14 protein-coding genes are annotated in these 13,940 nt (G+C 67.2%); all 14 read right to left on the reverse strand.

The annotated features are described in order from the left end of the window. Nucleotides 1-15 precede the first annotated feature (15 nt). The 14 genes from ABCR88_RS02385 to ABCR88_RS02450 are packed head-to-tail and all read right to left on the reverse strand — an operon-like array spanning nucleotide 16 to nucleotide 13,921. Nucleotides 16-1,242, reverse strand: coding sequence for a beta-ketoacyl-ACP synthase (locus ABCR88_RS02385; protein ID WP_350404069.1), 1,227 nt, complete (start codon nucleotides 1,240-1,242; stop codon nucleotides 16-18). After that, complete coding sequence (gene fabG / locus ABCR88_RS02390; RefSeq protein WP_011058836.1) at nucleotides 1,242-1,970, reverse strand: 3-oxoacyl-ACP reductase FabG; 729 nt, start codon at nucleotides 1,968-1,970, stop codon at nucleotides 1,242-1,244. The genes ABCR88_RS02385 and fabG overlap by 1 nt, the downstream gene beginning before the upstream one ends. After that, a complete protein-coding gene (locus tag ABCR88_RS02395; protein WP_011058837.1) occupies nucleotides 1,967-2,440 on the reverse strand; it encodes a hotdog family protein in 474 nt (157 codons plus the stop codon). Before ABCR88_RS02395 ends, fabG begins: the two co-directional genes overlap by 4 nt. Further along, nucleotides 2,437-3,633, reverse strand: coding sequence for a beta-ketoacyl-[acyl-carrier-protein] synthase family protein (locus ABCR88_RS02400; protein WP_041115358.1), 1,197 nt, complete (start codon nucleotides 3,631-3,633; stop codon nucleotides 2,437-2,439). The genes ABCR88_RS02395 and ABCR88_RS02400 overlap by 4 nt, the downstream gene beginning before the upstream one ends. Further along, on the reverse strand, nucleotides 3,630-4,115 hold the full coding sequence (locus ABCR88_RS02405; RefSeq protein ID WP_041115360.1) for a hypothetical protein: 486 nt from the start codon (nucleotides 4,113-4,115) through the stop codon (nucleotides 3,630-3,632). The genes ABCR88_RS02400 and ABCR88_RS02405 overlap by 4 nt, the downstream gene beginning before the upstream one ends. Next, the gene (locus tag ABCR88_RS02410; protein ID WP_019095190.1) at nucleotides 4,112-4,873 is read right to left on the reverse strand and encodes a class I SAM-dependent methyltransferase; all 762 of its coding nucleotides are present in this window, start codon (nucleotides 4,871-4,873) and stop codon (nucleotides 4,112-4,114) included. The genes ABCR88_RS02405 and ABCR88_RS02410 overlap by 4 nt, the downstream gene beginning before the upstream one ends. Next, nucleotides 4,870-6,117 carry an NAD(P)/FAD-dependent oxidoreductase gene (locus ABCR88_RS02415; protein ID WP_015633880.1) on the reverse strand — a complete coding sequence of 416 codons (1,248 nt, stop codon included), beginning with the start codon at nucleotides 6,115-6,117 and terminating at the stop codon, nucleotides 4,870-4,872. The genes ABCR88_RS02410 and ABCR88_RS02415 overlap by 4 nt, the downstream gene beginning before the upstream one ends. Continuing rightward, nucleotides 6,104-7,294, reverse strand: coding sequence for a hypothetical protein (locus ABCR88_RS02420; RefSeq protein WP_041115363.1), 1,191 nt, complete (start codon nucleotides 7,292-7,294; stop codon nucleotides 6,104-6,106). The genes ABCR88_RS02415 and ABCR88_RS02420 overlap by 14 nt, the downstream gene beginning before the upstream one ends. After that, nucleotides 7,288-9,630, reverse strand: a complete 2,343-nt coding sequence (locus tag ABCR88_RS02425; RefSeq protein ID WP_350404071.1) for a hypothetical protein — start codon at nucleotides 9,628-9,630, stop codon at nucleotides 7,288-7,290. Before ABCR88_RS02425 ends, ABCR88_RS02420 begins: the two co-directional genes overlap by 7 nt. Beyond that, the gene (locus ABCR88_RS02430; RefSeq protein ID WP_325985463.1) at nucleotides 9,614-10,240 is read right to left on the reverse strand and encodes an outer membrane lipoprotein carrier protein LolA; all 627 of its coding nucleotides are present in this window, start codon (nucleotides 10,238-10,240) and stop codon (nucleotides 9,614-9,616) included. Before ABCR88_RS02430 ends, ABCR88_RS02425 begins: the two co-directional genes overlap by 17 nt. Nucleotides 10,241-10,290: 50 nt before the next feature. Then, a complete protein-coding gene (locus ABCR88_RS02435) occupies nucleotides 10,291-10,716 on the reverse strand; it encodes an acyl-CoA thioesterase (protein ID WP_232643990.1) in 426 nt (141 codons plus the stop codon). Beyond that, nucleotides 10,709-12,253: an aromatic amino acid ammonia-lyase gene (locus tag ABCR88_RS02440; RefSeq protein ID WP_350023526.1), complete on the reverse strand. Its 1,545-nt coding sequence runs from the start codon at nucleotides 12,251-12,253 to the stop codon at nucleotides 10,709-10,711. The genes ABCR88_RS02435 and ABCR88_RS02440 overlap by 8 nt, the downstream gene beginning before the upstream one ends. Next, entirely contained in the window at nucleotides 12,234-13,190 is a 957-nt protein-coding gene (locus ABCR88_RS02445; protein WP_232643992.1) for a glycosyl transferase, read from the reverse strand. The genes ABCR88_RS02440 and ABCR88_RS02445 overlap by 20 nt, the downstream gene beginning before the upstream one ends. Continuing rightward, a complete protein-coding gene (locus ABCR88_RS02450) occupies nucleotides 13,187-13,921 on the reverse strand; it encodes a glycosyltransferase family 2 protein (RefSeq protein ID WP_350404072.1) in 735 nt (244 codons plus the stop codon). Before ABCR88_RS02450 ends, ABCR88_RS02445 begins: the two co-directional genes overlap by 4 nt. Between the last annotated feature and the right edge of the window lie 19 nt (nucleotides 13,922-13,940).

The following is a 13,940-nucleotide window of genomic DNA, read 5'->3' on the forward strand; positions in this document are numbered from 1 at the left end:
CAGTGAGGTGGGGCATCAGGACCAGCGGCGGAAGATCAACGAGGTGTTGACGCCGCCAAAGGCAAAGTTGTTGTTCATCACGTATTCGTGGCTCATGGCGCGAAAGCCTCCCTGCAGGTAGTCCAGCTCGCCGCAGCGGGGGTCGACCTGATCCAGGTTGCAGGTGTGCACATAGAGGTCGCGGTTGAGCATCTCGATGCTGAACCAGGATTCCAGCGCGCCGCAGGCGCCCAGGGTGTGGCCGAGGAAACTCTTCTGCGAACTGATGGGCATGCGGCTGCCGAACAGGCTGCTGGTGGCCAGGGTCTCGGCGATGTCGCCCTGCTCGGTGGCGGTGCCATGGCCGTTGACGTAGCCGATGGCCTCCGGGGCCAGGGCCCCATCCTCCAGCGCCAGCTCCATGGCCCGGCGCATGGTGCTCTGTTCGGGGCGGGTGGTGTGCTGGCCGTCGGCGTTGCTGCCGAAGCCGACGATTTCCGCGTGGATGTGCGCGCCACGGGCCAGGGCGTGCTCCAGCTCCTCAAGCACCAGCATGCCGCCACCTTCGCCGATCACCAGGCCGTCACGGCCGCTGTCGTAGGGGCGCGGGCTGGTGTGCGGCGCATCGTTCTTCAGGCTGGTGGCATACAGCGCGTCGAACACCATGGCTTCGGTGGGGCACAGTTCCTCGGCGCCGCCGGCGAGCATCAGCGGCAGGCGGCCGAACCTGATCGCCTCATAGGCGTAGCCGATGCCCTGGCTACCGCTGGTGCAGGCGCTGGAGGTAGGGATCAGGCGCCCGGTCAGGCCGAAGAAGATGCTGATATTGGCGGCGGTGGTGTGGGGCATCATGCGCACGTAGGAGTTGGCGTTGAGCCCTTCGGCCACCGAGTTGAGCAGCATGTTGCCGAAGGCCTTGATCTCGTCGGTGCTGCCGGTGGAAGAACCACAGGCCACGCCCATGCGCCCGTCCTTGATCGACGGGTCGCCCAGCAGCCCGGCGTCGGCCAGGGCCTGCTCGGCGGCGCCCACGGCCAGGCGCGAAACCCGGCCCATGCTGCGCAGTTGCTTGCGGGTCCAGTGCCCGGGCACCTGGAAGTCATCGATGGGGCCGGCCAGGCGGGTGTTGAGTTCGCTGAACCTGTCCCACTCGTCCATGCGCCGGATGCCGCTGCGGTTGGCGGCAAAGCGCTCGGCGATGCTGGCCCAGTCGCTGCCCAGGGAGGTGATGCCGGCCATGCCGGTGACGACCACACGTTTCATCAGCACAGGCCCCCGTTCACCGACAGCACCTGGCGAGTGATGTAGGACGCTTCGGCGGACATCAGGAAATTCACCGCGCCGGCCACCTCTTCCGGGGTGCCCATGCGCTGCGCGGGAATCATTTTCAGCAGTTCTTCCACCGGCACGTTTTCATCCAGCATGGCGGTGTCGATCAGCCCCGGGGCCACGCAGTTGACGGTGATCTTGCGCTTGCCCAGCTCGATGGCCAGGGCCTTGGCGGCGCCGATCACGCCGGCCTTGGAGGCGCTGTAGTTGACCTGGCCACGGTTGCCGATCAGCCCCGAGACCGAGGTGATGCAGACGATGCGCCCGGCTGCACGGCGGCGGATCATGGGCATCATCACCGGGTGCAGGACATTGTAGAAACCGTCGAGGTTGGTGCGCAGCACCTGGTCCCAGTCCTCTTCGCTGAGGGCCGGGAAGGCGCCGTCGCGGGTCAGGCCGGCGTTGAGCACCACGCCATAATAGGCGCCATGGGCTTCGACATCGGCCTCCAGGGCAGCCCGGCAGGCCTCCCGGTCCGATACATCGAATTGCAGGACGCGGGCGCTGCGGCCCAGGGCCTGGACTTCGCCCCTGACGGCTTCTGCTTCGGTGCGGCCGCTGCGGCAGTGCAGCACCAGGTCATACCCGGCCCGGGCCAGACGCAGGGCGATGGCACGGCCGATGCCACGGCTGGAGCCGGTGACCAGTACGGAGTCAGTCATGACGGTGTTCCTGTAGAAGAGGCAGGTGTTTCATGCAGGTAGTCGGCGGCCTGGGGCGGACGGAACACGTTCAGGCGCGCGCTGGCGGTGATGCCGGGGCCACTGAGGTGGCACTCGAACACGCCCATGCCGTTGTCGTCTTCCAGAGAGCGCAGGGCATGGATTTCCAGGGTGCTGCCGAGGGGGAAGTGCTCGACATTGCATTCGAATTTGCGGGTGCCCAGAAGAAAGCCCAGCTCCACCGGCAAGCCTTGCTGGCGGGCGCGGCAACCGGCGTAGGCGGCCACGCTCTGGGCCATCAGCTCGACGCCGACCCAGGCCGGCAGGCTGCCGTCGGGGCGGTTGAACAGGCCACCGGGGCGAACTTCGAGGCGGGTACGGATCTGTTCTTCATCAAAGGCCAGGACCTGATCGATGAGGATCATGTCCCCGGCGTGGGGCAGCAACTCGGCGAGCGGCCAGTCAATCATGGGGCGTCTCCGATAATCAGGCTGACGTTGTTGCCGCCGAAGGCGAAGGAGTTGCTCATCAGGCGGCGCGGTGCGTGGGGGGCCAGGCGATCGTCCGGGGTGACCCAGCGCAGTGGCGGCAAGGCCGGGTCGGCCTGGGCATCCCAGACATGGGGCGGCAGCGCCAGGCCTGGGTTGTCGGTACTCAGGGCCAGCCAGCAGAACGCCGCCTCCAGGGCCCCGGCGGCCCCCAGGGTATGGCCGCTCATGGGTTTGGTCGAAGAGCAGGGCACGCCTTCGGGGAACAGCTGGGCCACGGCCAGGCTTTCCATGGCGTCGTTGTGCTGGGTGGCGGTGCCGTGCAGGTTCAGGTAGTCGATCTGCTGCGGCTGCAGGCCGGCGCCGCGCAAGGCCAGGCTCATGGCCTGCAGGGCGCCGCGGCCATCGGGGGCCGGGGCGGAAATATGGTAGGCGTCGGAGCTGGCGCCACCGCCCAGTAGGGCAACAGGAGCGTCGCCGGCAGGCTCCCGGCTCATGAGGAACAGCACCGCCGCTTCACCGATGTTGATCCCGTCGCGGTTGCGGGAAAACGGGTTGCAGCGTTGCCCGGAGACCGCCTCCAGGGCTGTGAAACCATTGAGGGTCAGCTTGCACAGGCTGTCGACCCCGCCGCACAGCACGGCGTCGCACAGGCCCAGGTCGAGCAGGCGCCGAGCACTGATCAGGGCCCGGGCGCTGGAGGTACAGGCGGTGGAAATCACATAGGCCGGGCCGCAGAGTTGCAGCCATTGGGCAAGGAAGTTCGCCGGGGCGCTGAGCTCCTGCTGACGGTAGTCGTAGCCCGCCGGGAATTGCCGGTCCTGCAGGTAACGGGCGATGCCCCGGCTGGCCTCGTCGATGCCCGACGTGCTGGTGCCCAGGACGATGCCGATGCGGCCATGGCCGTAGCGCTGGATGGCCTGCTGGATGTCGCCTTCGATCTGCCGGGTGGCCTCCAGCAGCAGCTGGTTGTTGCGGCTGTTCTGGGCTTCGAGGCCCGCCGGCATGCCCGCCAGCGGGCTGCGCACTGCCGCCACCGGCAAGGTGCGCTCGGGCACCCAGTGGCTTTCGTCGCGCATGCCCGAGCAGTCGCCGGCAAACAGGCTGCGGGCGACTTCCTGGCGATTGCGGCCCAGGGCGCAGATCACCCCGAGGGCGTTGAGGTAAGCCGTCATGGCGTGGCCTCGGTGCTCAGAGCCGTGATGTGGTAGTGCGGGCCTTGGGGCAGGTTCAACTCGAAATCCAGAAGTTGTTGATAGTCAATCCGCCAGCGTGGGCCGAGGGTACGTTGGGCGCCTTGCTGGTGGGCGCCCGGGTAGTTGGCGGCCAGTTCCGCCTCGGGTGTGAGGGCGAACAGCAGGGCCGCGAACAGCTCCCGGGCCTCCGGGTTGGGTGGCAGCAGGCCGTCGGCCTGCCAGTGTCCGCCCACCAGGCGCTGACGGGCCTGGGGAATGCCCAGCGGGTCCATCAGCGACCAGCGCAGGTCCGGGCCTTCGGCCTGGATCACCAGCAGCCAGTCCTGGCGCTGGTCCTGAAGCTGGCGCTGTACGTGGAGCTGCAACGGCAGCACCAGCGAGGGCGTGCGCTCGGGCAGCGGAGCCTGACTGACGCAAGCGCTCAGCAACAGGACACAACCGAGCAGCAGGGCACGGATCATTCGGACGGACCTTCCTCGGCAACAGGGGGAGCGAGCGGCTTGCGGGCCACCACATTGACCAGGGTTTCCTCGCGCTGGCCCACCGGCGGCGGCTGGCGCAGGCCGAAGCGCTCCAGCAGGCCGAAGTCCTTGGCGCGACTCCACCACAGGTAGGGATAAGACACGTTCTGCGGGCCGAATTCAAAGCCCTGCTGACGAATCATCTGCAGGTACTGGGCGGCGCTTTTCTGCACATGCATCGGATGGCGGAACAGCCAGCGGATCACCCAGGTGTCGATATAGGCCTCGGTGGATTCGGCAAACAGCAGGTAACCCCCGGGCTTGAGCACCCGGTAGAACTCGGCCAGGGCTTTTTCCTGTTCCACCAGGTGGTGGAAGGTCTGGTGGCAGAACAGCAGGTCGACGCTGGCGTCGGCCAGTTCCAGGGTCGCGCAGTCGCTGCCGATCAACTCCACCTGCATCTGCTGGCGCCGGGCTTCCTCGGCGCTGAGCTTGAGGCTGTGGGGGTCGGCGTCCAGGCCGATCAGGCGCTGCGGGGCGAACACCTGGCGCAGGTACTGGAACGACTTGCCCTGGCCGCAACCGGCGTCCAGCAACACCGGATGCCGGGGCAGCTCGCCATCGAACAGCGAGCGCAGGTCATTGATCGCCACCCGCAGCACATGGTGCTGCCAGGTGTGGCTGCGCAGGAACCAGAAGCCGAAGCGGGTTTCCTCGACGTAGCTATCACTCAGGTACTGGCTGGTTTGCTCACTCATGCGCGGTCCCTCGCACAGACTTCCGAGAGGGCCTTGAGCCGGCGCTTGGGCTCGCTGACGAAAGGGTTGCGTTCATCCCAGGCATAACCGGCGAGGATCGAGCTGATCATGCGGCGGATTTCCGGGGAACTGCCCGGATGGTAGATCACGTCCTGGAAAGTACCGGCGTACCAGCCCTCGACGTAGCAGCGGAAGGTGTCCACGCCGCGTTTCAGCGGTTCGGCGAACTCCGTCGCCCAGTCGACGCCCTGGCCCTGCAACTGCCGGTGCAACACGGCGGCGGCCATGCTCGCGGAACGCATGGCGATGGTCACCCCGGAAGAGAACACCGGGTCGAGGAATTCCGCGGCGTTGCCCAGCAGGGCGAAGCCCGGGCCATGCAGGGTGCTGACGTTGGCCGAGTAGCCGCCGATGGTCCGTGCCGGGGTGTCCCACTCGGCGTATTGCAGCACCTTGGCCAGGCTCGGGGTTTCGCTGATGAAGCCCCGCAGGCAGGCGTCCAGGTCGCCATCGCGCCCGGCGAAATGCTCTTGGGCGGCCACCACCCCTACCGAGCAGCGGCCGTTGCTGAAGGGGATGCTCCAGAACCAGATGTCGCGGTGCTCGGGGTGGGTGGTGATGAGGATCTTGTTGCGGTCGAAGTGCTCGCAGTCGATGCGGTCTTCGACATGAGTGAACACCGCTCGGCGTACCGGAAAGTTCGACGGCGCTTCCAGTTCCAGCAGGCGCGGCAGGACCCGGCCGTAACCGCTGGCGTCGAGGATGAAGTCGGCTTCGATGCGGTACTGGCTGCCGTCTTCACGGCGGCAGTCGAGCTGTGGCAAGGGCCGCTCCACCTCCACCGCGACAATCTCTTCGCCGTAGCGGATCTCCACCCCTTGCAGGGCGGCCTGGTCGGCCAGCAGCTTGTCGAAGTCGGCGCGCTGCACCTGGAAGGTGGTGGGCTTGCCATTGCTGAAGGTGTCGCCGAAATCGAAGGTACTGTAGTGCTCGCCCCAGGCGAAGGCCGCGCCGTTCTTGAGCTGGAAGCCGGCGGCTTGCACCGCCTCCAGCATCCCGGCTTCCTCGACGAAATCCAGGCAGTGGGACAGCAGGCTTTCACCGATGGAGAAACGCGGGAAATGTTGCCGCTCGACGATCAGCACGTCGTGGCCCTGGCGCTTGAGTAGCGCGGCCGCGATGGCCCCCGAGGGGCCGGCACCGATCACCACGACTTGGCGACGTTCCATTTCAACTGTTGGCACTGGGGCTCCTTGCCGGTTTGGCGATGTTCAGGTTCAAGGGGGCAGCGTGGGGCGCCGCCTGGGGAGTTCGGTGCATTCCGGCCAGGGCCGGCAGCAGGGTGGCGATCAGGCCCATGAGCATCAGCGCGAAGTACAGCGCCGGGCTGATCAACTGTTGTTGCAGCAGCAGGTTGAGAAAGACGATCTCGCTCAAGCCGCGAATGTTCAGCAGCAGGCTTTCCCGCCAGCGGCTGGCGCCGGTAAAGGAAGCGCCGGCCCAGCCCAGGCCCAGCCAGTTGCCCAGCAGCTTGCTGGCAATCGGCAACAGCAGCAGGGCCGTCAGTTGCACCCAGCCGAGGCTGCCCATGGCGCTGTGCACATCGATCTGCACGATGCCGAAGGTCAGGATCAGCGGGATGGCGATGTAGGTCTGCAAGCGGTTCATCCAGGCAGCCTGTAACGGCAGCACCAGCGCCAGCTTGAGGGCGGCCATGCACAGCAGGTAGCCGATGCCGAAGATCAGCGCATTGAGCCGGTAGTGCTCGGCCACCACCAGCAGGCCGAAAAAGCCCAGGCTGTAGAGCAGCGGCTGGCGCAGGCCCAGGCCGCGCAGCACCAGGGGCAGGCAGGCACCGGCCAGGGGTAGCAGCAGGCTGCTCAGGTGCAGGCTGCCCTGGGCTAGGGCGAACAGGCTCCAGCAGGTCAGGTCGATGAGGATCGCGGTCTGCACCAGGCGCCGGGTGGCGGCGGGCGGGTACTGGATGTGCCGCAGGTACAGGTAGAGCACCGGGATCGCGGTGATGGCGAACAGCAGGCCGACCGCCAGGGAGCTGATCCAGGGTTGCGCCGGCAGTAGCCAGAAGGCGGTGGCCAGGCCGCAGGCGAAGGGAATGCCAAAGCTCGGCACGGCGATCTTCAGGCTCTGGCGGTCCAGGCGCAGGTCGATCACGTCACTGAGGATATGCCCCAGCAGCAAGGCAAAGCTCAGGCTGTACAGATGCTTGAGCCACTGCGGCGAAACCAGCTGCGCACCACTTAGCTGCCAGTGCGGTTCGATCCACAGCAGCATCAGCAGCGGCAGGCCGAAGGTCGCCAGCAGCAGCTGGCTGACAATCGGGATCAGGCCCAGGCGCCGGCCGATGTGGGTGGCCAGGGCAAACAGCGCCAGGGCCAGTAGCCAGAACAGCAGGGTCAGCATGCTGCACGCTCTGCGTCGGGTGCCGGGTGCGGCCGGTGGCTGGCCCAGGGCGCGAGGATGAAGCTGAAGGCCAGCCCCAGGCTGACCGCCAGACCGAAGTTGCTCACCGCCGGGGTGCTGGAAATGGCCAGCAGGCCGAACGACAGCCAGGTGGTCAGGGCCGCCAGCAGCGTGCCCAGCAGGCTCACCGCGGCGCCGCCGATCTGCTCGCGCATGAGGATCGCGTAGTCGACGCTGATGGCCGTCACCAGCAGTAGGCCGAACAGGCTGAACAGGGTCAGGGGCTGGCCCAGCCAGCCGAGGCTGGCCAGGCTGCACAGGGCTGCCAGCAGGGGCAGGGCCACCAGGCGCAGGGCACCCCCGAAACCGAAGGGCAGGATCAGCAGCAGGACGATCAGCACGCAGGAGGCCAGCTTGAGTTCGGCGGCGCTGACCTGGGTGGCGGCGAATACCCGGTTCAGCTCACCCAGGCGGTCCACCAGTTGCACCCCTGGCAGATCATCGGCCTGGATTCGCAGCAGGGCGGCGTCGTTCAGCCCCTGCAGGCTGACCATGGCGGCCACGCCGTTGGCGTTGGCTCCCAGCCACAGCGGGCGATAGGGCTCGGCCAGCGGCCCGGAAAGCGCGGCGTCGAGGTCTTCCACCGGCAATTGCTGCAGCTGTTCCAGCTCCGCTTGCAGGGCGGCCAGGGGCACCCCCAGGTCCAGCAGCGGCTGCCAGAAACGCGGCAGCTGCTTGAGGGCTTCGCGCACCTGCTGTTGTTCGGTCGGTTGGCTGAGCAACTGGTTCAGAGACAGGTAGCCCTTGAGCTTGCCCAGGTTCACCAGCTGTTGCAGGCGCAGGTCCAGGGCCTCCAGGCGCTCCAGCAGTTGCTGCTGATCGGTGGCGCGCACCAGGAAGAACTGGCTGGTGGGCTGATAGCCGGTGATCTGCGCAATGGCCTGGGCTTCCTGCAGCAACTGCGGCGGTGCACCGACCCATTGGCGGATGTCGTTCTTGCTCTCGAGCTGCCACAGGCCGGCGGCGCAGAACAGCGCCAGCAATACCAGCAGCACCGGGCTGGGCACTCGCTTGAGCAAGGCCGCGCGGGCCTGCAGCAGGGCTTGGGCCACTTGCAGCGGCCATTGCGCCGGGCGCAGTTGCACCCCCTTGAGCAGTGCTGGCAGCAGGCACACCGCCGCCAGGTAGGCGCCCACCAGGCCGGCGGCGGAGAAGACGGCAATCTGGGTCAGGGCCGGGAACGGGGTCCAGGCCAGGGCCAGGTAGCCGATGCAACTGGTGGCCAGGCTCAGGCTCAGCCCCGGCAGGGTCAGGCGCAGGGCCGGCCAGCTGCGCCAGGGTTTCAGGCTCCAGCTCTTGGACAGGTAGTGCAGGGGGTAGTCGACGGCCACGCCGATCAGGCTCGACCCCAGCACCAGGGTCATGACGTGCATGCGGCCAAACAGCGCCACGCAGGCCACGGCGCCAAACAGCATGCCCACCAGCACCGGGACGAAGGCCAGCAGGGCGCGCCAGCGGCGGAAGGCCAGCAGCAACAGCAAAAGGATGCCCAGGGTGGCGCCGCCGCCGACCCAGGTGATTTCCCGGGTGGCCTGTTGCTGGCCGTTGGCGGCGTACAGCAAACCGCTGGCGGCCAACAGTTGTACCTGTTGCTGGCTGGCCTGCTCACGGCTGTGGCGCAGCAGGTCAGCCACTTGCAGAGGCAGTTGCATGTCGAAGGCGTTGCCGCCGGTGCGGGCCCGCAGCAATACCCAGTGCTGGCCGTCGGCCTCGGCCACCAGGGCGCCGCTGCCGATGTCCAGCTGCACCGCGCCATGTCGCGGCTGGCTGTTCTGGATGCGTCCGGTCAGGCCCAGCCAGTCATCCTGGCTGGGCACCAGGGTAAAGCCGCCGAACGGGTCGAACAGGCTCTGCACCCGTTGCTGGATAAACGCCTGGGGCTGCTGGGCCAGTTGCTCGCGATCCTTGGCCCCGAGCATCGCCAGGCGGCCCTGCAACAGTTGCTGGCGCAGCGCCGGCAGGTCGGCCTGGAGGTTCCACTGGACCTTCTCGAACAACCCGCTGGCCTGCCATTGCTCGGCCAGTTGCCGGGCCATGGCCACTGCCTGCTGACGTTCGGCATGCCCCACCAGCACCAGGATTTCCCGGTTCAGCGGTTCCTGCATGCGTTGCTCGGCCTGTTGCTCCAGGGCATCCGGGGCGGTGCCGGGTACCAGTTCCATGAGGTTGGCCGACAGCGGTGCGCCATGGCGCCATTGCCAGGCACCGAGGGCCAGGACCAGGGTCAGCAGAATCAGGAAAAACCGCGGCAGCCAGCGTTCACTCGGCAAAGTCATGTTGCTCCGTTTCACTGAGCGGCTGGGCGCTGCTGCTGTCCTGCATGATCAGCAAAGTGCGGTCGCCCTGGGCTTCCAGCAGTTCGATGCGTTGCACCAGCTCGCCGCCGTCGATGTTGATCTGGTTGAAGATTTGTTTGAGCAGCAGGGAGCGGGGGATCAGTTGCAACTGCCAGTTCTGCGCGCTGCCTTGCAGCTTGAGTTCGAAGTCCCGCTGCAGGCCGCTGCTGTCGCCTTGCAGCACAGCGAGAAACAGGCGGTTCTGCTCGGCCCCGGCACTCTTGCCGGGAAGCATCTGCCAGCCGCCGCCATCGCGCCGGGCGATGCCCTGGGCAGTGATGCGGTAGTCCTGTTGCAACGGGGTCTGCAGCAGCCACAGCAGGCCATGGTTTTTCGCCAGCACGAAGTGACCCTTGCTGGTCAATGGCTGGGGCAGGGCCCGCAGGTGTTTTTCCTGGATGAAACGACCGTGGATTACCTCCGGCCGCGACAGTTGATCGCTCAACTGTTGCAGGTCGAAGGCCTGGGCCATCCCCGGCACACACCAGAGCACCAAGAGCGTGGGCGCGAGCTTGCTCGCGAACCGCCGCACCACGGTACGCAGCCTCATGCAGCTGGCAGGCAGACCGACCCTCTTCGCGAGCAAGCTCGCTCCTACCTTCATGGCAAGGCCCTCGCGACGGCATCGGTGAAGACCTTGGGCGAGGCCAGTTGCATTTCCCGGCTGGCGATCTCCACGGCCACCTGCACCGAGCTGGCGCGGGTCATGCGCTCGCCCGTGGCCTGGTCGGTGATCAGGTAATTGATCTTCAGCCGGCTTTCCCACTCCACCAGGCTGGCGCGCACGTTCAGAGTCTGGCCGAACACCGCACCGCGCACGTAGCGCAGTTGCAGGTCGATCACTGGCCAGGCGTAGCCGGATTCGAGCATCTGGTTGTAGTTGTGGCCGAGCTTGTCCAGCAGGGCGCAGCGGGCGACCTCCAGGTATTTGACGTAATGCCCGTGCCAGACGACGTGCATGGTGTCGACGTCGAAGAAGGGCACCTGGATCTGGGTGTCGGCGTGGATCACTCCCTTGCTACGCATGCAGCCTCCAGTGTTGTTCGGCGATGCGTTGCAGGCACAGGCGCAGTTCGTGCTCCAGGGCGCGGTCTTCGATCACCGGTGCGAAGTCCTCGGCCAGTTGCCGGTGCATGGCATCCAGGGCTGGTGGCAAAGGCCGGGCATTGGCTTCCTGGCTGCGCAGCCAGACCCCCTGGTTGGCCGCCAGCAAGGTGGCGGCGGCCACTTGTTCGGTGAGCTCCAGCACGCGGATCGCGTCCCGTGCGGCGATGGTGCCCATGCTCACCTTGTCCTGGTTGTGGCACTCGGTGGAGCGCGAGAACACGCTGGCCGGCATGGTGTTTTTCAGGGCCTCGGCGCTCCAGGCGCTGGCGCCGATCTGCACCGCCTTGAAGCCGTGGTTGAGCATGGCGCGCTCGGCGCTGGCGCCGGAAAGGTTGCTCGGCAGGCCGTGGTTGTAGCGCACGTCCACCAGCAGGGCCAACTGCCGGTCCAGCAGGTCGGCGACGTTGGCCACCAGGTTCTTCAGGCTGTCCATGGCGAAGGCGATGTGCCCGCCATAGAAGTGCCCGCCGTGCAGCACGCGCTCGGCCTCGGCGTCGATGATGGGGTTGTCGTTGGCGCTGTTGAGCTCGGTCTCGATGAAACCGCGCAGCCAGTTCAGGCTGTCGGCCAGCACCCCCAGCACATGGGGGGCGCAGCGCAGCGAGTAGCGGTCCTGCAGGCGATGCAGGGGCGCGGTCGGCGCGTCGATCGCCAGGTCCTGGCGCAGCCAGGCGGCCACTTGCATCTGCCCCGGGTGCGGCTTGGCGGCGAACAGGCGTTCGTCGAAGTGTTCCGGATTGCCCTGCAGGGCCACCACGTTGAGGGCGGTGATGCGGGTTGCCAGGCGCAGCAGGTAGTCGGCCCGGGCAAAGGCCAGGCAGGCCAGCCCGGTCATTACCGCGGTGCCGTTCATCAGCGCCAGGGCTTCCTTGGGCCGCAGTACCAGGGGTTCCCAGCCCAGCTCGCGGTGCACGTCGGCGGACTCACGCCGTTCGCCGCGGAACATCACCTCGCGTTCCCCGGACAGGGTTGCCGCCACATAGGACAGCGGCGTCAGGTCGCCGCTGGCGCCCACCGAGCCCTCTTCCGGGATCAGCGGCAGGATGTCCTGGTCGAGGAAGGCCTGCAGGCGCTCCAGCAGTTCCACGCGGACCCCGGAAACCCCGTGGCACAGCGACTGCAAGCGCGCCGCCAGTACCGCGCGGGTAGCTTGGGCGTCCAGCAGCTTGCCCAGGCCGCAACCGTGGAAGGTGTACAGATGGCGCGGCAGCGCCTCGACATGCTGCAGCGGCACCGCCACCACGCAAGAATCGCCGTAGCCGGTGGTCACGCCGTAGATCACCCCTTCCTTGTCCAGCAGGGAATCGAGGAACTGCGCGCCCTTGGCGATCCGCTGGCGCCAGGCGGCGTCGCCTTGCAGGCGCGTCGGCACCTGGCGGTTGGCCAGGGCCAGCACGTCTTCGATGCGCAGGGGGTGTTCGCCGAAGGTTACCGGCTCATGGGTCGAGGTCGTCATCGGTCTTCCAGAATGGGTAAAAGTTGAACCATTGTTGCGGGGCTTGCAGGCAGTACTGGCCCAGGCGCTCGGCGTAGCGGGCGGTCCACTGGGCGATCACCTGCTGGCGGTCATTGCGTTTCCACTGCACGGCGTCGGCGAAGGGCTCGAGGATCACCTGGTAGCGGCCTTGCTGTTTCAGGCACAGCAGCAGGTTGACCGGGCACTTGAGCAGCCCGGCCAGCAGCCAGGGGCCCTGGGGGAAGGCGGCCGGGTGGCCGAGGAAATCCACCCGCACGTTGCGCCCGCCGTGCAGCGGCACGCGGTCCCCGGCAATCGCCAGCCATTCGCCGCGATCCAGGCGCTGGCTCAGTTGCAGCATGATCGCTGGGTCCAGCTCGCTGACCTGGATCAGCCGCAGGTTACTGGCCCCGGCTTCGCCCAGCAGGCGGTTGAAGCGTTCGGCGTGCTTGGTGTGCACCAGCACGTTCATGGTCACCTGCTCCCCCAGCTCGGCCAGGGCCCGGCAGACTTCCAGGTTGCCCAGGTGCGCGCCCACCAGCATCTGCCCGCGTTCGCCGCGCAGTTGGTGGCGCAGTTGCGCCGGGTCGAGGATCTCGATCTGTTCGATGCGCAGTTTGCCGTTCCACACGTCGAGCTTGTCCAGCAGGGCATCGGCAAAGGCCATGAACTGGCCGAACACCCGCCAGTGGCTGGGGCGCAACTCGTCGCGCCCGCTCCATTGGGCCAGGTGCTGCTGGTACTGCCAGATGCTGCGCCGGGCCCGGCGGCCGAACAGGAAGAAGTAGAACACGATGGCGTATAGCACCGGGCTCAGCAGCCGGCGCCCCAGCACCCGCACGCCCAGGGCGGTGAGCTTCATCAGCCAGAAACTGCCGCGCTCCTGATGGTCGGCCCAGTGTTCGTTGCCGGGCTCCTTGGGTTGCTCCTGGCTCATGGACGCCACCGGCGCCAGAGGATCAGCGGCAGGCGCGCCAACATGCCGAAGAACAGCTTGGCGTGCATCTTCGAGATCAGCGCGTTGTCATGGAACAGGCGAAAGTGCGAGAGGCCGTCCTGGGGATAGTGGACCCGGGTCGGCAGCCAGCGCATGGGCTGGTTGCGCCAGGCCAGGCGCACCAGGATCTCCGGATCGAAGTCCATGCGCCGGCCCAGTTGCACCGAGTCCAGCAGGGCCAGGGTCGCTGGCAAGGGGTAGACCCGGAAGCCGCACATGGAATCGGGAATCTGCAGTGACAGGCTGTTGATCCAGACCCACACGTGGGTCAGGTAGCGGGCATACAGGCGTCCCTTGGGCACGCTGGCGTCGTACTGTGGATAACCGCAGACCAGCGCCTCGGGGTGGGCCTGGGAGTGCTGGATGAAGTTATCCACATCCGTGAGGTCGTGCTGGCCATCGGCATCGACTTGCAGGGCATGGCTGAAGCCCAGCTGCGCGGCTTCGCGCAGGCCGGCCATGACCGCGCCGCCCTTGCCCTGGTTGATCGCCAGGCGGATCAGGAACACCTGGTCGAGGCCGGCCAGTTGCTCCAGCACCGCCGCGCATTGGGGGCTGCTGGCGTCGTCCACCAGGACACAGGGCAGGCCGCGGGCCAGGAGCGCCTCGACCACCGCCGGCACGGCGGTTTCATGGTTGTAGACCGGGATCACCGCGCAAGGCTTATGCATGGCAGCGGGCCCCTTCAGC

This window comes from Pseudomonas sp. W17, assembly GCF_040268305.1.
Lineage (GTDB): Bacteria > Pseudomonadota > Gammaproteobacteria > Pseudomonadales > Pseudomonadaceae > Aquipseudomonas > Aquipseudomonas protegens.